Genomic DNA, 16,160 nt, shown 5'->3' on the forward strand with positions numbered 1-16,160 from the left:
ACCGCGCGCGAAGCAAGCGGTTTATTTCCACACGAAAGCCTTCCGCGACTCTTTTGTGTGGCCTAACCTCGTCGTCCGTGAAACTCGCCAAGATCGCGCTTGCCGGCACAGTGGCACTGGGGCTCGTCCCGGCCCTCACCGGCACGGCCGCCGCCCACCCGGTCAAGAGCAGGACCCTCACCGACAACCGCCTGTACGGCGCGGGACCGTTGCCGGCCACCGCGTGCCGGGAAAGGCCGGTGAAGAAGGGGGACGCGAGGTCCGTGAAGCTCTATCTGAACGAGGCGCTGCGTTGCCTCACCCGCACCTGGGGCACCGAGTTCCGCCGGGCGAATCTGAAGCCGTCCCCCGTGAAGCTCACGTACGCCACCGAAGTGCCGGCGAAGTACTGCGGCGACAAGTGGCGCAAGGGCGATTGGGACGGCTTCTACTGCGAGACGTCGCGCACGATCCTGATCGTGCTCTCGAAGGACCTCTTGCGGCAGCCGGGGGATCTCTACCTGTTCAACCTGCTGGCGACGTCCTACGGGGAACACGTGCAGAACGTCACCGGCATGTACCGGGCCTCTTTCAAGCTCGACTACCGGAACAAGGCCGAGCTCGCCGAGCAGACACGGCGCTACAGCCTGCAGAACACCTGCTTCGCCGCAGCCTCCCTGCGAAGCGTCTGGAAGTCCTTCCGGCGTGACCCCGAGGACTGGGACGATCTGCTCTTCTACGTACGTGGCTGGGCGGGCAAGTACAGCGGGAGCCGCAAGTCCATCACCTACTGGGCCACCGAGGGATTCAAGTCCGGCGACCCCGGAGCCTGCAACACCTGGACCGCCCCGTCCTCGAAGGTGACCTGACGGTGAGCGGCGCCGTCAGGCGGTCGTCCACGGGTGGAGCTTGTCGGGGTTGCGTACGGCCCAGATGCGCGTGATCCGGTCGTCGACCACCTCGAACGCGAAAACGGAGACGGTGACGCCGTCCTGCTGGGCGATCAGGCCGGGCTGTCCGTTGACCGTACGCTCGAGGAGCGTCAGGCTGGGCGCTCTGGCGGCGAGTCCGGCGAAGTAACGTGCGATCTGCTCGCCGCCCTCGATCGGGCGGAGCAGTGCGCTGGCCAGCCCGCCGCCGTCGGCGATTCCCGTGGCGCCGGGATCGAGGAGCCCGATGAGGGCGTTGATGTCCTGGGTCTCCCACGCCTGCTTGAAGTCCCTGACGATCCCGGCCTGCCGGGATGCCGGCGCCGTGGCGGCCCGCGAGTCGCGGATGCGGCGGCGGGCCGAGGACGCCAGCTGGCGGCAGGCCGCCGGGGTCCGGCCGACGATCTCCGCCACTTCGGCGAAGGAGTAGCGGAAGACGTCGTGCAGGACGAACGCGACGCGTTCGGCCGGGGTCATCGCGTCGAGCACGACGAGGAAGGCCATGCTGACCGACTCGTCCAGCGTGACCCGGTCGGCCGGGTCGGCGCCGATGCCGTCCGGCCGCCCGGTGGTCCACTCCGTGGGGTCGGGCAGCGGCTCGGGGATCCACTCGCCCACGTAGGTCTCCCGCCGCGCCCGCGCCGAGGTGAGCACGTTGAGGCAGACGCGGCCGGCGACCTTGGTCAGCCAGGCGCCGGGGGACGCGATGGCGTCCCGCTCCTGCGGGGACATGGCGTACCAGCGGGCGTAGGTCTCCTGGACGACGTCCTCGGCCTCGGCCAGGGAGCCGAGCAGCCGGTAGGCGAGGTTGATCAGCTGGCGCCGCTCGCTGATGATCGCGCTCAGGCCCGCGTCGGACCCGTCGTGTCCTGGTCCCGCGTGGTCGGTCATGGTTCCGGAAGCTCCCTGGGTCGAGTTCTGCCCTACCGGTCCGACAAGACAGCGCGGTGAAGTGTGAGGCCGGACCGCCGCCTCACATTCCGGGGCGCCGCGTTGTCGTACCGCTCGAAGCATCGGCATCGGCAGTGGAGAGCAGGAGAGCGATGATCAAGATCGGAATCATACTGGGCAGCACCCGCCCCGGCCGCAGGGGCGAACAGGTCGCCACATGGGTGCATGAGACGGCGTCACGCCGCACCGACGCCGAGTTCGCCTTGGTCGACCTGCTCGACCACCCCTTGCCGCACCTCGACGAGGCGACGCCGGCGCTGATGTCACCGGGCCGCTATCAGCACGAGCACACCAGGGCCTGGGCGGACACCATCGCCGCGTTCGACGGGTTCGTGATGGTCACTCCCGAATACAACCAGTCGGCCCCCGGAGTGCTCAAGAACGCCATCGACTACCTGTACGCGGAGTGGAACAACAAGGCGGCCGGGTTCGTCTCGTACGGCGTCGTGGGCGGCGCCCGCGCGGTCGAGCAGTTGCGGCTGGTCTGCGGGGCGTTGCAGATAGCGGATGTGGCCCCGCAGGTCACGCTGCCGCTGCAGACCGAGTTCGAGGATTACACGGTCTTCAGGCCGGGCGCCCACAGCGCCGGCGCCCTGGACACGCTGCTGGACCATGTCGTCGCCTGGAGCACCGCCCTCGCGCCGCTGCGCGCCGCCGCCCCGGTCGCCGTCGCCGCGACCTGACATTTCCCGGCGCTGTCCGGTCGTACCAGTGAGAACTGATTGAAAGGACGGACAGCGATGTCTACGCGACGCGAGGACGACGAAGCCACGATCAGGCGGCAGATCGGCAGGATCGTCGAAGGGATCCGGGCCAAGGATCTCGACGGCCTGAGGCGGCTCTACGCGAAGGACGTCGTGTCCTTCGACGTCGAGCCGCCGCTGCAGCACGTCGGGGTGGACGCGAAGTTGAAGAACTGGGCGAAGGTGTTCGCGTTCTTCCACGAGGTGGATTACGAGGTGCGCGACCTGACCCTCGCCGTGGGGGACGACGTGGCATTCGGTCACTGCTTCGGCCGGCTCAGCGGCACGCTGGGGAACGGGACGGCGACGAGCGGCATGTGGGTCCGGGGCACCTTCTGCTTCCGGAAGACCGGAGGCGACTGGCTGGTCGTGCACGACCAGGCCTCCGTTCCGTTCGACGTCGCGAGCGGCCGGGGAGTGACCGACCTCGAACCCTGACGCGGGCGGTGCTGCCGGTAACGCCCCGGTCCGCGCCGACCTGGGCGTTACCGGAGCCGAAGGCCCCCCGGGCCCCCGCCGCTGCCGTGATAAGTCCACATCTCGGCGAGCCGGCCGTCCTCCGCGCGGATGAGCCAGACCAGGGGGGCGCCGTCCGCGTCCTGGCCGCGGCCCGCGCTCCCCACGACCGCCACCAGGTCGCCCTCCCCGAGGACGGCGTCGATGCGGAACCGGAGGTCCGGCCGCGCGCCGCGGATCCGCTCGATCGCCTCCCGCACGCCCTCGGGCCCGGTCACCTCGGGATGGGCGTGATCGACCCAGCCCGGGCTCAGGATCCGCTCGGCCGCCGAGGCGTCGCCGGTGTTCCACATCTCGAATTGACGCGCTCCCCTGCCTGAAGCCTGGGGATTCAGCCCGTGCCGCGCGTGCGGCACCTCTGTGGCTTCCTGTTTCGCCAGGTCCTGCCCTCCGCTAGGCGGCGGGTCTTACGGTCCCTCCGCAGGCGTTTAGCCTGTCCGCCCGTCCGGCGGCCAGGATGTTCTTCGCCGCGTTGACGTCCCGGTCGTGGACCGCACCACACGGGCACTCCCACGACCGGACGTTCAGCGGCATCTTCTCTTGCAGCGCCCCGCACTGTGAGCAGAGCTTGGAGGAGGGGAACCACCGGTCGATCCTGGCGAAGTGGCGGCCGTACCGGGCCGCCTTGTACTCCAGCATGCCGACGAAGGATGACCAGCCCGCATCGTGAACGGACTTGGCAAGGCGGGTACGGCCGAGGCCGGAGGCGGCAAGATCCTCCACGTACACCGCTTGGTTATCGCGGATCAACGCGGTGGAGAGCTTGTGTGCCCAGTCACGGCGCGCGTCGGCCACCCCGGCATGTGCCTTGGCGACCTTGGCCCTGGCCTTGTGGCGGTTCGCTGAACCTTTCTCCTTACGGGACAGTTCCTGCTGTGCCTTACGCAGGCGTCGCTCGGCACGGCGGAGGAAACGCGGGTTGTCCACCTTCCGACCGTCCGACAGCACCGCGAAGTGCGTGAGACCGAGGTCGATCCCGATCTCCGGCGTCACTTTGGCAAGCGGCTCGCCTGCCGTCTCGACCACAAAGGATGCGAAGTACCGCCCGGCGGCGTCCCTGATCACCGTCACGCTGGACGGTTCGGCGGGCAGGTCCCGTGACCAGCGGACCGGAACGTCTCCGATCTTTGGCAGGCGCAGCTTCCCGCCCGCTGTGACGGAGAACCGGGCGTTCTTCGTGAAGCGGATCGCCTGCCGGTTGTCCCTCTTGGATCGGAAACGGGGTGGGGCGACCTTCGGCCCCTTCCGCTTCCCCGCCATTGAGTTGAAGAAGTTCCGGTAGGCAGTGTTCAGATCCGCCAGCGCCTATTGCAGCACCACGGCGGAGACCTCGCCCAGCCAGGAGCGTTCGGGGGTCTTCTTCGCCTCGGTGATGACCCGCTTGGACAACTCCCCGTCGCGGATGTACGGCACGCCTTGTTCCCGAGCGTCGGTCCGTGCGCGCAGCCCGTCGTTGAACACCACCCGCGCGCACCCGAACGCCCGTGCCAGCGCTTGACGCTGACCCGGCGTCGGGTAGAGGCGGAAGTTGTACCTGAGCTGCACGAATCAATTGTACATCAATGTACATGAAAGCGCATCCATGTACGCTGCCTCATATGGAGTCGGAAGAGATGAGCGTCGCCGACGCACGCAGGCTGTTCGCAGACGTCCTCAACGACGCCGCTGTCCGAGGCCGCATCACCTACATCACCAACCGGGGGCGCAGAGTCGCCGCCATCGTGCCGGTACCGGTCGCGGAAGCTGCCGAACTCGTGCAGGGCGAACTTGGCTGACGCTGCGGGTTAGAGCACGCTCAGGCCTTGACGGCCCTCCCACACGGGCCTTCACCCGCGCCCTGAAGGCCGGAGCACTGGCCCGCATCCTGGTAGCACGTCGCGAGCCGCCGGGGCGACCGCGACTCGTCGTCGTTCACGGTGGTCATCTCACATCCAGAGCGCGTACGGGTGACAGGGACAGCAGGAGCGGCCACAGCAGGGTCGCGCCGCCCAGGATGATCAGAGCGGGGCGCAGGCCGATCCAGACGCCGAGAGCGCCGGCCAGGAGCGGCCCGAGCGGCAGCAGGCCCGCCCCCAGGAAACGGGTGGAGCCGTTCATCCGGCCGAGCATGCCGGGCGGGCACAGCAACTGGCGCGCGGTCTGGGCCGCGGTCATCTGGACCATCCCGGCGGCCGTCAGGAAGGTGAAGACCAGCCCGACGGTCCACTGGCCGGCCAGGCCGGGCGGCACGAGGGGGGTGACCAGCTCGAAGGGGGCCGACAGCAGAGCGCCCAGGACGATCACGCGGCCGAGGCCGAGCCGGGCCGTGACCCGCGCGGCCACCATGCTCCCGGCGATGCCGCCGATGAGGCTCAGGCCGTAGACGAGCCCGGCCGCCCGGGGGCTCCAGCCCAGCTCCCGCACGACATAGAGCAGCCACATCGAGCTGATCCCGCGCAGCAGCACGGCGCTGACCGCCCCGGAGAGCGCGAGCACGCGCAGCACCGGATGGGCGAGCACGAACCGCAGCCCCTCGGCGATCTCGCCGAGGAAGCGCCCGCGGTGCGGGGCGCGCTCGGGCTTCGGTTCCCGCAGGCGCATCGACGCCAGGGCCGCGGCGCTCACGGCGTACGAGAGGGCGTCCACGGCGACCGCACGGGCGGCGCCGACGAGGCCGACCAGGAAGCCTCCGACGCTCGGCCCGGCCATCTCGGCCAGGCCCCGCGCGGTGTTCATCTTGGCGTTGGCGTCGGTGAGCCGGCCCCCGCCGAGCAGCACCGGCGTCAGGCTGCCGGACGCGGTGCCGAAGAGCACGCCGAGCGCGCCGACCACCAGCGTGACCGCGTAGAGCTGGGCCATCGTGACCCGGCCCAGGACGGCGGCGATCGGCACCGACGCCATGGCCAGGGCCGACCCGGCGTCGCACGCGATCATGAGAGGCCGCCTGCGGTGACGGTCGGCCAGCACGCCCGCCGGGAGCGAGACGACCAGCGCCGGCAGCGTGCTCATGGCCCCGAGCACCGCCACTTCGAACGTGGTGGCGCGCAGCCCGGCGACCGCGACCATCGGCAGGGCGATCCAGCTGATCTGCGAGCCGAACAGGCTCACCGTGTGGCCGCTCCACAGCAGCATGAAGTCCCGGTGCCGCCACAGCGACCCGGCCGGCCCTCGCCCACGCACCCGGCCGACCGTACGCACGCGGATCGGCCGCCGCAACCGATATACGGGGCCTCGGACCGCGGCGCGGCCGGTCAGGAGGAGGTGGAGCCGGGGCTCCGGGTGCGCAGGCCGCTCACCCGGCGCAGGATGTCCCACCAGAACGGCGCGCCGAACAGCAGGGCGATCAGCGTGATGAGGAACCCCGGCCAGTGGGCCGGCGACGTGAGGCGCTGCCACCAGTCCCCGCCGTGCCAGCCCCACGCCGGGCCGTCGGCCGCGTCCATCGTGACGCTCACCGGGGCGTGCGTGAAGATCTTCACGAACGCCGGGGTGCTCAGCACGTCGGTGACGCACGCGTAGGGGTCCTGGCCCGGCTCGCACTGCTCACGCAGCGGTTCCAGCGCCTGGGGGCCCGCCTCGCCGAAGGCCGTCACCGCGCTGCGGTAGGCGTTGTCGCGCAGCAGGGTCTTGCCGTACTCCAGGGAGTCCATGCTGAACGACAGCGTCACGACGAGGCCGAGCGCGACGATGACCCAGCGGACGTAGCGGCGGTAGAGCAGGCTGAGCCGCTCCATCTCACCGTCGAACCAGTCCTCGACGCCGTGCCGGAACGCCTCCAGGTCGTGGCTCGCCCTGTCCCACACGGCCTTGAGCGGGCGCGAGAAGGGGCTCTTCAACGCGTCGAGGTCCCGCATCAGGGCCTCCACGCCGCCGTGCTCGGTGGCGATCTCCATCACGGCGACGGCGAAGCGCGCGGGCGGGATGTCGGCGATGCTCGTCCTTCCGCGCTTGGCGTGGTCGATCTCCTGCAGCCGTTCGTGGAGCAACTCGGCCATCGACATGCCCTGCTCCGGCGGCAGCACGCCGGCCGCCGCACCGACCGCCGTGCCGTCAGCCGCGCCGTCAGCCGCCGGTTCCACCGTGAGGACGGCGGTCTCCTCGGGGTCGGCCTGCCCTGCGGGGTGCGCGGGGTCCACGGTCTCTCCGGCCGCCGTCGCCTGCCCGGTCTGCCCGGCCGTCGTTTGTGCGGCCGTCATCTGCTCGGCGGTCATCTGCTCGGCGGCGACGGAGCCCGCGGCGGCGGCGAGCGGCGGGCTCTCCACCGGGGGCGGCTGCTGGCTGAACGCGGGCCGCGGGTCCCGGCCGAACGGCAGCCGCGCGAACACCCCCACGAGGCTGGCGGGCAGGCGCGAGCGGCCCTCCTCCGGCGACACCGCCTGCGTCGGCGGCGTGCGGCCGAGCCTCTTGAGCGCGTCCAGGATCCGGTCGAGCCGGGAGGCCCCGTCCGCCGTCTCCGCGCCGTCGAGGGTGTCGCGCAGGTACGCCCACAGGAACTTGCTGCGGATTCCGAGCAGCCTGACGATGCCCTCGTTGACGCCGCTGACGAGAAGCGACAGCAGCAGGAAGGCCAGGATCAGCCCGATGGCCAGGTCTGCGTAATACGAGATCAAAGAGATCACCCGTACCGTTGATACAACGTCGCCTCAGTGAGGGCAACGCATTCCGCGATCCCGAATTTCGATCAAGCGACCGGAAGCGAGGTGCGAACGGATAAGATCAGGAAAACCACGTCCTCCGGAGCATGTAATGGCTGACGAAACACCCGCCGCCGCAAAGCTCAACACCTTGGTGCCGCATCCCGCCCGGATCTACGACTACTGGCTGGGCGGCAAGGACAACTTCGAGGCCGACCGCAGGGTCGCCGAAGCGGTCAAGATCGCCTCCCCCGGGGTCGTCCAAGGTGTCCGGGACAATCGGGCGTTTCTCGGCCGGGCCGTACGGTTCCTCGCGGAGCAGGGAATCACCCAGTTCCTCGACATCGGCACCGGCATTCCGACCCAGAACAACACCCACGAGGTCGCGCAGGCCGTGAATCCGGCGGCCAGGGTCGTCTACGTCGACAACGACCCGATCGTGATGGTCCACGCCCGCGCGCTGCTGCGTGGCACGCCGGAGGGCAGGACCGCCTATGTCGAGGCCGATCTGCGCGACCCGGACGCCGTCCTCACGCATCCGGACACGCTGGCGACGCTCGACTTCGACCGGCCGATCGCCGTGGTGATCGTGGGCACGCTCATGTTCATCAAGGACGAGGACGACCCGTTCGGCATCGTCAAGCGCTACACGGACGCGGTCGTGCCCGGCAGCTACCTCGCCGTCACCCACGTCACCGGCGACTTCGCCCGCGACAGCCTGGAGGCCTTCGCCGAGGCGTACAACACCGGGCCCGTGCCGCTCACCCTGCGCACCGGCGCCGAGATCAGCCGGTTCTTCGACGGTTTCGAGCTCGTCGAGCCCGGCATGGCGGCCCTCAGCGAGTGGCGCACGGACCCCGACGAGGTCCCCTTCCTCGCCGACCGCGTACACGGCGGGTACGGGGCCGTGGGCAGGAAGCTCTGACCGTCCCCCGCACGGCCCCCGCCACCCGCCCCACGCGGCCCCTCACCGGCCCCGCACGGGAGCACCCGGCCCAGGGCCGGAGTCAGTCCTCGTAGAAGACGCGCTCCACCACGGCCCGGGCCCGCCGGGTGGCGCGCCGGTAGTCCTCGACGAAGTCCTCGGTGCCCTCGGGGGGATAGCCGAGCGCCCGGGCCAGCAGCACACGCTCCTTGACCGTGGTCGGGATGCTGTCGGCCGCCCGCCCGCGCACCAGCATGAGGGCGTCGCGGATGCGCGACGCGAACAGCCACGCCTGCGCGAGCACCTCCTCGTCGGCCGGGTCGAGCAGGCCCTCCCCCGCCGCCGCGCGCAGCGCGTCCAAGGTACGCGTCGTACGCAGCGCGGGCACGGCTCCCGCGTGCCGCAGCTGGATGAGCTGGGCCACCCACTCCACGTCGCTCAGCCCGCCCCTGCCGAGCTTGGTGTGCAGGGCCGGGTCCGCCCCGCGCGGCAGCCGCTCGGCCTCCATGCGCGCCTTGAGCTTGCGGATCTCGCGTACGGCGTCGGCGGAGATCCCCCCGGCCGGGTAGCGCAGCGGTTCGACGAGCGCGACGAACTCGCGGCCGAGCTCGGCGTCGCCGGCGCAGAACCGGGCCCGCAGCAGCGCCTGGGCCTCCCAGTGCGAGGCCCAGCGGTCGTAGTAGGCCCGGTAGGAGGCGATCGTGCGCACGAGCGGCCCCTGCCGCCCCTCCGGCCGCAGCCCCGCGTCGATCTGCAGCGGCGGGTCGGGGGCGGGCAGCGCGAGCAGCCTGCGCGTCTCCTCGGCCACCGCGTGGGCGGCGCCGGTCGCGTCCCGCTCGGCCGCCCCCGGCAGCGGCGCGTGCACGAACATGACGTCGGCGTCGCTGGCGTAGGAGCTCTCCAGGCCGCCGAGGCGGCCCATGGCGATCACGGCCATCCGCGTCGGGAACGGAGCCCGCCGCTCCAGCGTCACCTTGTTGATCGCGGTGTCCAGCGCCGCCTGGATCGTGACGTCGTTCAGCGACGAGAGGGCCTGGCCGACCTCCTCGATGTCGATCAGCCCCGACAGGTCGGCGCAGGCCGTGCGGAGCAGTTCCCTGCGGCGCAGCGCCCGCACGGCGGCGACGGCGGTCTCGGCGTCCTCCGCGTGGCGGCCCACCGCGGCGGCCGCCTCGGCGGCGAGCGTCGCCGCGGGCCGTACGGCGAGCTCGGCGGGCGAGCCCAGCATCGCGACGGCCTCGGGGGCGTGCAGCAGCAGCCCGGTGACGTATTTGCTGGTGCCGAGCAGGTGGGCGAGGCGCTCGGCCACGGCGGTCTCGTCGCGCAGCAGGCGCAGATACCAGGGCGTGGTGCCGAGCTTGTCGCTCACCTGACGGAAGCCGAGCAGGCCGGCGTCGGGGTCGGGGGCGTCGGCGAACCAGCCGAGCATGACCGGCAGCAGCGTCCGCTGGATGGCCGCCCGGCGGGAGACGCCGCTGGTGAGCGCGGCGATGTGACGCAGCGCGCCCTCGGGGTCGGCGTAGCCGAGCGCCTCCAGCCGCGCGGTGGCGGCGGCCGTGGACAGGCGGGCCTCGGTCTCCGGCAGCCGGGCCACGGCCTGCAGCAGCGGGCGGTAGAACAGCTTCTCGTGCAGCCGCCGCACCTCCAGCGCGTGCCGCTTCCACGTGGTGGTGAACTCCCCCACCGGGTCGGTCGTCATGCCGAGCCCCCGGCCGAGCCGCCGCAGGTCGGCGGTGTCGGCCGGCACCACATGCGTGCGGCGCAGCCGGTGGAGCTGGAGCATGTGCTCGACCTGGCGCAGGAAGGTGTAGGCCTCGGCGAGCGCCTTGGCGTCGTCGCGCCCGACGTAGCCGCCCCTGGAGAGGGCGGCGAGGGCCGACAGCGTGGCCCTGCGGCGTAGCAGCGGGTCGGAGCGGCCGTGCACGAGCTGGAGGAGCTGGACGGCGAACTCGATGTCCCGCAGCCCGCCCGGCCCGAGCTTGATCTGCCGGTCGGCCTCGCCCGCGGGCACGTGCGCCTCCACGCGGCGGCGCATGGACTGCACGTCCTCCACGAACTTCGGCCGGGCCGCGGCCTGCCACACCAGCTCGTTGACCGCGGCGACGTACTGCTGGCCGAACTCCAGGTCGCCCGCGACCGGGCGTGCCTTGAGCAGCGCCTGGAACTCCCAGGTCTTGGCCCACCTGCGGTAGTAGGCCAGGTGGCTTTCCATGCTGCGGACGAGGGGGCCCATCTTGCCCTCCGGGCGCAGGTTGGCGTCCACCTCCCACAGCGCGCCCTCGGGGGTGCTCGCCGAGCAGGCCCGCATCATGCCCTGCGCGAGGCGCGTGGCGGTCTGCAGCGCTTTGGTCTCGTCCACGCCTTCCTTGGGCTCGGCCACGAAGACGACGTCGACGTCGGAGATGTAGTTCAGCTCGCGGGCTCCGCACTTGCCCATGCCGATGACGGCCAGCCGTACGTCGCCCGCGTCCGCCACCTCGGCCCTGGCGATGGCGAGGGCGGCCTCCAGCGCGACCGAGGCGAGGTCGGCCAGCGCGGCGGCGACCTCGGCCAGGGTGCACTCGCCGGTCACGTCCCGCGTGGCCAGGTGCAGCAGGCGGTTCCGGTAGGCGACGCGCAGCGCCTCCATCGCCGGTCCAGGCGTGCCCGAGGTACTCGGTGTGCCCGGCCCGGCGGTGACCCCGTCGGCCGCGGGCTCGGCGACGGGCTCGGCCGTGTCCGGGTCCGCCCCGACCGCGAGCAGCATCTCCTCGCGCAGGTCGCCGAGCGCAGGCCATCGCGTCCACTGGATCGACGGCAGGCACTCCGGGTGCCGCACGACGTGCTCGCCGAGCGCCGCGCTGAGCCCGAACACACCGAGCAGCCTGCGGCGCAGGTCCGGGTCGGCGCGGAACGTTCCGAGCACGCTCGGGTCCCGCTCGACCAGGCGGCTCAGCGTGGTCAGCGCCAGATCCGGGTCCGCGGCCCCGACGAGGTCGTCGAGCAGCGCGAGATCGCCGACCGCCTCGGGGCCGAGCTCGTCGAGCAGCCGTTCGGCCCGCGCACCGTCGGCGAATCCGAGCGCCGCGAGGCGCCCTGCCGTCGTCTGTATCCGAGGCGCGGCGTTCACCGTTCCTTCCTCCACCCCGACGTCGATCACGTCGGCCCCCCGAGACGAACCTTCCCAGTAACCGTACACATGGGTCGGAAGCCTCCTCGCAGAGATCGGCCCCCTGCGGCGGAGCCGACCTCGGATGTCACCGCCCGGCGCCCGCCGGGCTCAGCGCACACGCTAACCCTCCGCGTTGTGCGCGTCCTTAGCGGTTTCTCTGCGTAATCGGCCCATCACGCGTTTTCCGCGCGCGCCTCTCCACTCATGTCGGCCCTTGTCGGTGCATGTCAGCGCCGGGTGAGCTGGGCCGCGAACGCCTCGGCGAACGGCCCCCAGGTGCGCCTCAGCTCGTCGCCGGCCGCCTCGACCTGCGCGTTCAGCTCCCCGGCCCGCTCGGGCGGCAGGTCTCCTCCGGCGGTCCAGGAGGCGAAGATCTCCGGCGTGGCCTCGGGGTGGAACTGCACGGCCCAGGCCCGGTCGCCGAGCCGGTACGCCTGGTTGGCGTAGCGCGCGCCAGTGGCCAGCCGTACGGCGCCCTCGGGCAGGGTGGTCATGGCGTCGTAGTGATACTGGATCGCCCGGACCGGGCCGGACGGCAGCGCGGACAGCAGCGGGTCGGCGACGGCCTCGGGCAGCGGTTCGATCTCCCCCAGGCCGATCTCCAGGCCCGCGTCGCCGCGCTCGACGGTCCCGCCGCAGGCCATGGTCATGAGCTGGGCGCCGAGGCAGATGCCGAGCGTCGGCACGCCCTCGTCCACGGCGCGGGCGATCAGGTCCCTGGTGGCCGGCAGCCAGCCGTACCCCTCGTCGTCCCAGGCCGCCGCGGCGCCGCCGAGGACCAGCAGCCCGGCGTGGGCGCGGCCGGGCACCGGCTCTCCCTTGTACGGCCGGACGACTTCGGCCTCGACACCCGCGGCCTCCAGCCGGCCGGCGAAGAAGCCCAGACCGGCCTCGGCCTCGTGCTCGATGACGATCAGACGTTCACCCATAGGGGAGAGCTTAAAGACACATATCAGGACAGGCGATACCGGAGAGGGTCGTACCGTACAGTCCGAATCATGAACATCGATGAGGTCGCCGTCCCCGGCGGACGGCTGCGGATCGCCAGGTTCGGCGGCGGTCCCCGCCTGATCATCGCGGCGCACGGCATCACCGCCTCCCTCATGGCGTGGCGGGCGGTGGCCGAGGCGCTGCCGCCCGGCTGGTCGCTGGTCGCCGTGGACCTGCGCGGGCGCGGCCACAGCGCCGATCTGCCCGGCCCGTACGGCCTGGACCGGCACGCCGAGGACCTGGAACGGGTCGCCGAGCACGTGGGCGCCGACGACACGAGCGTGCTCACCGGGCACTCGATGGGCGCCTACGTCGCGGCGCTGCACGGCGCGCACCGGCGCTACGCCCGGGTGGTGCTCGTGGACGGCGGCCTGCCGCTGCCGCTGCCGCCCGGCGCCGACCCCGACGAGGTGCTGGAGGCGACGCTCGGCCCGGCCGTCGTCCGGCTCTCCCAGACCTATCCGAGCGTCGACGCCTACCTCGACTTCTTCCGGGCCCACCCCGCGCTCGCCCACGACTGGTCCCCGCTGATCGAGGAGTACGTCCGCTACGACGCCGCCGGGCCGGACGGCGCCGTCCGCTCACGCGCCCGCGAGGACGCCGTACGGCAGGACGGCCGCTGGCTGCTCACCGAGCACGAGGCGATCGGGACGGCGCTGAAGGCCCTCGAACCGGCGCCACTCCTGCTCCGCGCGCCGCGAGGGCTGCTGAACCAGGATGTCGGGATGCTCCCGGACGACCTCACCGCTCAGTGGGCCGCCGTCCTGCCCGGCCTCCGCGACGAGGTCGTGCCCGGCTGCAACCACTACACGATCCTGTTCGACCCCCGCTGCGCCGCGGTCGTGGCCGCCCGCCTCACCGGGTGAGCGGTCATCCCTTCGTGCGGGAACGGCAGCCGTCGGCCTGACTCGGGTGCGGCCCGGCGTCACCCGCCGGGCCGCGTCACTGGCGGAGCCATGTCACTGGCGGAGCCGTGTCACTGGCGGGGCAGGATCCAGGTGGCCTTGGCGGCGGCGACGAGCGCGCCGTCCACCTCGTAGACCGCGCTCGTGCCGAACAGCTTGCGGCCGTCACGGCCCTCCGCCCGGGCCACGACCGAGTATCGGCCCATCGGATAGACCCGGCGGAACACCTGCCCGGTCAGCCGGCCCAGCAGCGGAGGCTGGATGGGCTGCCGGTCCGGGAAGCTGCGGTAGTGCGCCCATCCCGTGGCGCAGTCCAGCGCCGCCCAGACGATCGAGTCGGGGACCACGCCCTGCTCGTCGGTCACGTTGAACGGCACCCGCCAGCCCGCGGCCACGAGCTCGGCGCCGTCCTCCGGGTTCTCGACCGGGCCGGGGAAGATCCGCAGCCCGTCGCCCGGCTCGCGCAGCCCGCAGGCGAAGCAGCCCGCGATGGCGTGGCCGTGCCTGCCGGGGAAGCCGGCCTCCGCACGGGCCGCGTCGGTGAACCGCACGAACGGCGGCGGCGTCAGCGTCTCGGCGACGGGAATCGCCTCGACGAGGTGACTGTCGCCCTGGCTGAGAACGACGGCGTTGCCGACGTGCTCGACCGACAGGGCGGTCTCCAGCGGTACCGGTCTGCGAAGGGTGACCTCCACCGGCGAGTCGTGACCGCCTCCCGTCAGCGTGCCGGCGAGAGTCCCCGCGATCCAGCCGCCGTTGGCGGTGCCCTCGGGTCCCCGGAAACGCTTCGGTACCGTCAGAACGGTCTGCAGCCCCGCAGCCGCCGTCATATGGCCACGCCCTCCCTGAGTCACGTCTTGATACGGCTCACCCACAAAAGTCGTAACAAGTGAGCCGATTTTACTGTTCCGGCGTAGGGACCAGCCAAACAGACGAGAGTGTCAGAAAGATTTGCAGCCTGTAACGCCGTGGTGACGCGGTGACCCCGTCAGAGCACGGGCAGGTAGCGGCCGAGCTCGAACTCGGTCACCTGGCGGCGGTAATCCTGCCACTCCGCGCGCTTGTTGCGCAGGAAGTAGTCGAAGACGTGCTCGCCCAGCGTCTCGGCGACCAGCTCGCTGTGCTCCATCGCCACGATCGCCTCGTCCAGCGACTGGGGCAGCGGCTGGATGCCGAGCGCCCGCCGCTCCGCGCTGGTGAGCGCCCACACGTCGTCCTCGGCCCCCGGCGGCATCTCGTACCCCTCCTCGATGCCCTTGAGCCCGGCGGCCAGGATGACGGCGAAGGCGAGGTAGGGGTTGCAGGAGGAGTCGACCGACCGGAACTCGATGCGGGTCGAGCCGCCCTTGTGCGGCTTGTACATGGGCACGCGGACGAGCGCGGAGCGGTTGTTGTGCCCCCAGCAGATGTACGCGGGGGCCTCGCCGCCGGCCCCGGCGATCGCCTCGGCGCCGCCCCACAGCCGCTTGTAGGAGTTGACCCACTGGTTGCACACGGCGGTGATCTCCGCGGCGTGCCGGAGCAGGCCGCCGATGAAGGACCGGCCGATCTTGGACAGCTGGTAGTCGGCGCCGGGCTCGTAGAAGGCGTTGCGGTCGCCTTCGAACAGCGACATGTGGGTGTGCATGCCGGACCCGGGGAAGTCCGTGAACGGCTTGGGCATGAACGACGCCCACACCCCCTGCTCCAGCGCCACCTCCTTCATGACCAGCCGGAACGTCATGATGTTGTCAGCCGTGGTCAGCGCGTCGGCGTAGCGGAGGTCGATCTCCTGCTGGCCCGGCGCGCCCTCGTGGTGGCTGAACTCCACCGAGATGCCCATCGACTCCAGCATCATGATCGCGTTGCGGCGGAAGTCGTGGCCCGCGCTGTGCGGCGTGTGGTCGAAGTAGCCGCCCTCGTCGATGGGCTGGGGCCTGTCGCCCTTCTCCGGCCGGTTGCGCAGGAGGAAGAACTCCACCTCGGGGTGGGTGTAGAACGTGAAGCCCATGTCGGCCGCCTTGGCCAGCGTCCGCTTGAGCACGAAGCGCGGGTCGGCGTGCGACGGCGAGCCGTCCGGCATCAGGATGTCGCAGAACATGCGGGCGGCGCCCGGAGACTCGCTGCGCCACGGCAGGATCTGGAACGTCGACGGGTCGGGCTTGGCCAGCATGTCCGACTCGTAGACCCGGGAGAAGCCTTCGATGGCCGAGCCGTCGAAGCCGATGCCCTCGGCGAAGGCGCCCTCCAGCTCGGCGGGCGCGATCGCCACCGACTTCAGGAAACCGAGCACGTCGGTGAACCACAGCCGGATGAACCGGATGTCTCGCTCTTCGAGCGTGCGGAGCACGAATTCCTGCTGGCGGTCCAAGGCGTACCTCACGGAGTCACAGGTCTGGTCGCCTACCAGTCTGCCTGCTGAGTGTTTCACAGGGGTTACGAGGGGATGTGAGCCGGCGGTCCTGCGGATCACCACGGC

Annotated in this window: 14 protein-coding genes and 1 pseudogene; 6 read left to right on the forward strand and 9 right to left on the reverse strand. The window is 71.4% G+C overall.

All coding sequences use genetic code 11. From position 1 onward, the window contains the following. Nucleotides 1–77: 77 nt before the first annotated feature. Nucleotides 78–848, forward strand: coding sequence for a neutral zinc metallopeptidase (locus ACIBK1_RS26720; RefSeq protein WP_156080964.1), 771 nt, complete (start codon nucleotides 78–80; stop codon nucleotides 846–848). 15 nt (nucleotides 849–863) lie between these two features. Here ACIBK1_RS26720 and sigJ read toward each other — a convergent pair whose 3' ends face one another. Further along, nucleotides 864–1,799 carry an RNA polymerase sigma factor SigJ gene (sigJ, locus tag ACIBK1_RS26725; protein WP_030508843.1) on the reverse strand — a complete coding sequence of 312 codons (936 nt, stop codon included), beginning with the start codon at nucleotides 1,797–1,799 and terminating at the stop codon, nucleotides 864–866. A 152-nt stretch (nucleotides 1,800–1,951) separates the two neighbouring features. Here sigJ and ACIBK1_RS26730 point away from each other — a divergent pair, with 152 nt between their 5' ends. Both ACIBK1_RS26730 and ACIBK1_RS26735 read left to right on the forward strand, forming a co-directional pair. After that, nucleotides 1,952–2,542: an NADPH-dependent FMN reductase gene (locus ACIBK1_RS26730; RefSeq protein ID WP_030508842.1), complete on the forward strand. Its 591-nt coding sequence runs from the start codon at nucleotides 1,952–1,954 to the stop codon at nucleotides 2,540–2,542. 57 nt (nucleotides 2,543–2,599) lie between these two features. Beyond that, entirely contained in the window at nucleotides 2,600–3,040 is a 441-nt protein-coding gene (locus ACIBK1_RS26735; RefSeq protein WP_396738446.1) for a YybH family protein, read from the forward strand. Nucleotides 3,041–3,087: 47 nt separating this feature from the next. Here the strand turns inward: ACIBK1_RS26735 and ACIBK1_RS26740 are convergent, their stop codons facing one another. Together ACIBK1_RS26740 and ACIBK1_RS26745 are read right to left on the reverse strand one after the other, a co-directional pair. Next, nucleotides 3,088–3,411 carry an ester cyclase gene (locus ACIBK1_RS26740; RefSeq protein WP_030508840.1) on the reverse strand — a complete coding sequence of 108 codons (324 nt, stop codon included), beginning with the start codon at nucleotides 3,409–3,411 and terminating at the stop codon, nucleotides 3,088–3,090. Nucleotides 3,412–3,511: 100 nt separating this feature from the next. Further along, nucleotides 3,512–4,663: pseudogene (locus ACIBK1_RS26745) on the reverse strand (RNA-guided endonuclease InsQ/TnpB family protein). Nucleotides 4,664–4,716: 53 nt separating this feature from the next. Between ACIBK1_RS26745 and ACIBK1_RS26750 the strand changes: the two are divergent. Then, nucleotides 4,717–4,893, forward strand: coding sequence for a type II toxin-antitoxin system prevent-host-death family antitoxin (locus tag ACIBK1_RS26750; protein WP_083743859.1), 177 nt, complete (start codon nucleotides 4,717–4,719; stop codon nucleotides 4,891–4,893). 145 nt (nucleotides 4,894–5,038) lie between these two features. On the opposite strand, the gene ACIBK1_RS26755 is transcribed toward ACIBK1_RS26750, so the two are convergent. After that, nucleotides 5,039–6,277, reverse strand: coding sequence for an MFS transporter (locus ACIBK1_RS26755; protein WP_396738449.1), 1,239 nt, complete (start codon nucleotides 6,275–6,277; stop codon nucleotides 5,039–5,041). 71 nt (nucleotides 6,278–6,348) lie between these two features. Beyond that, entirely contained in the window at nucleotides 6,349–7,716 is a 1,368-nt protein-coding gene (locus ACIBK1_RS26760; protein WP_396738451.1) for a hypothetical protein, read from the reverse strand. Between the two features lie 127 nt (nucleotides 7,717–7,843). Between ACIBK1_RS26760 and ACIBK1_RS26765 the strand changes: the two genes are divergently transcribed. Next, nucleotides 7,844–8,656 (forward strand): SAM-dependent methyltransferase, encoded by an 813-nt coding sequence (locus tag ACIBK1_RS26765; RefSeq protein WP_030508178.1) that lies wholly within the window; start codon nucleotides 7,844–7,846, stop codon nucleotides 8,654–8,656. Between the two features lie 82 nt (nucleotides 8,657–8,738). Here the strand turns inward: ACIBK1_RS26765 and ACIBK1_RS26770 are convergent, their stop codons facing one another. Next, entirely contained in the window at nucleotides 8,739–11,765 is a 3,027-nt protein-coding gene (locus ACIBK1_RS26770; RefSeq protein WP_396738453.1) for a bifunctional [glutamine synthetase] adenylyltransferase/[glutamine synthetase]-adenylyl-L-tyrosine phosphorylase, read from the reverse strand. 269 nt (nucleotides 11,766–12,034) lie between these two features. Next, a complete protein-coding gene (locus tag ACIBK1_RS26775; RefSeq protein ID WP_030508180.1) occupies nucleotides 12,035–12,736 on the reverse strand; it encodes a type 1 glutamine amidotransferase in 702 nt (233 codons plus the stop codon). Nucleotides 12,737–12,805: 69 nt separating this feature from the next. On the opposite strand from ACIBK1_RS26775, the gene ACIBK1_RS26780 reads away from it, so the two are divergent. After that, entirely contained in the window at nucleotides 12,806–13,663 is an 858-nt protein-coding gene (locus tag ACIBK1_RS26780) for an alpha/beta hydrolase (RefSeq protein WP_030508181.1), read from the forward strand. 110 nt (nucleotides 13,664–13,773) lie between these two features. Here ACIBK1_RS26780 and ACIBK1_RS26785 read toward each other — a convergent pair whose 3' ends face one another. Both ACIBK1_RS26785 and glnA read right to left on the reverse strand, forming a co-directional pair. Beyond that, nucleotides 13,774–14,532 carry a hypothetical protein gene (locus ACIBK1_RS26785; protein ID WP_030508182.1) on the reverse strand — a complete coding sequence of 253 codons (759 nt, stop codon included), beginning with the start codon at nucleotides 14,530–14,532 and terminating at the stop codon, nucleotides 13,774–13,776. 158 nt (nucleotides 14,533–14,690) lie between these two features. Next, a complete protein-coding gene (gene glnA, locus ACIBK1_RS26790) occupies nucleotides 14,691–16,052 on the reverse strand; it encodes a type I glutamate--ammonia ligase (RefSeq protein ID WP_030508183.1) in 1,362 nt (453 codons plus the stop codon). Between the last annotated feature and the right edge of the window lie 108 nt (nucleotides 16,053–16,160).

The organism is Microbispora rosea, assembly GCF_044460045.1.
Lineage (GTDB): Bacteria > Actinomycetota > Actinomycetes > Streptosporangiales > Streptosporangiaceae > Microbispora > Microbispora rosea.

Bases quoted from the DNA above. Each gene is read 5' to 3' on its own strand.
- sigJ (WP_030508843.1), bottom strand. From the start codon at position 1,799: ATGACCGACCACGCGGGACCAGGACACGACGGGTCCGACGCGGGCCTG.
- ACIBK1_RS26730 (WP_030508842.1), top strand. From the start codon at position 1,952: ATGATCAAGATCGGAATCATACTGGGCAGCACCCGCCCCGGCCGCAGG.
- ACIBK1_RS26735 (WP_396738446.1), top strand. From the start codon at position 2,600: ATGTCTACGCGACGCGAGGACGACGAAGCCACGATCAGGCGGCAGATC.
- ACIBK1_RS26740 (WP_030508840.1), bottom strand. From the start codon at position 3,411: ATGTGGAACACCGGCGACGCCTCGGCGGCCGAGCGGATCCTGAGCCCG.
- ACIBK1_RS26750 (WP_083743859.1), top strand. From the start codon at position 4,717: ATGGAGTCGGAAGAGATGAGCGTCGCCGACGCACGCAGGCTGTTCGCA.
- ACIBK1_RS26765 (WP_030508178.1), top strand. From the start codon at position 7,844: ATGGCTGACGAAACACCCGCCGCCGCAAAGCTCAACACCTTGGTGCCG.
- ACIBK1_RS26775 (WP_030508180.1), bottom strand. From the start codon at position 12,736: ATGGGTGAACGTCTGATCGTCATCGAGCACGAGGCCGAGGCCGGTCTG.
- ACIBK1_RS26780 (WP_030508181.1), top strand. From the start codon at position 12,806: ATGAACATCGATGAGGTCGCCGTCCCCGGCGGACGGCTGCGGATCGCC.
- ACIBK1_RS26785 (WP_030508182.1), bottom strand. From the start codon at position 14,532: ATGACGGCGGCTGCGGGGCTGCAGACCGTTCTGACGGTACCGAAGCGT.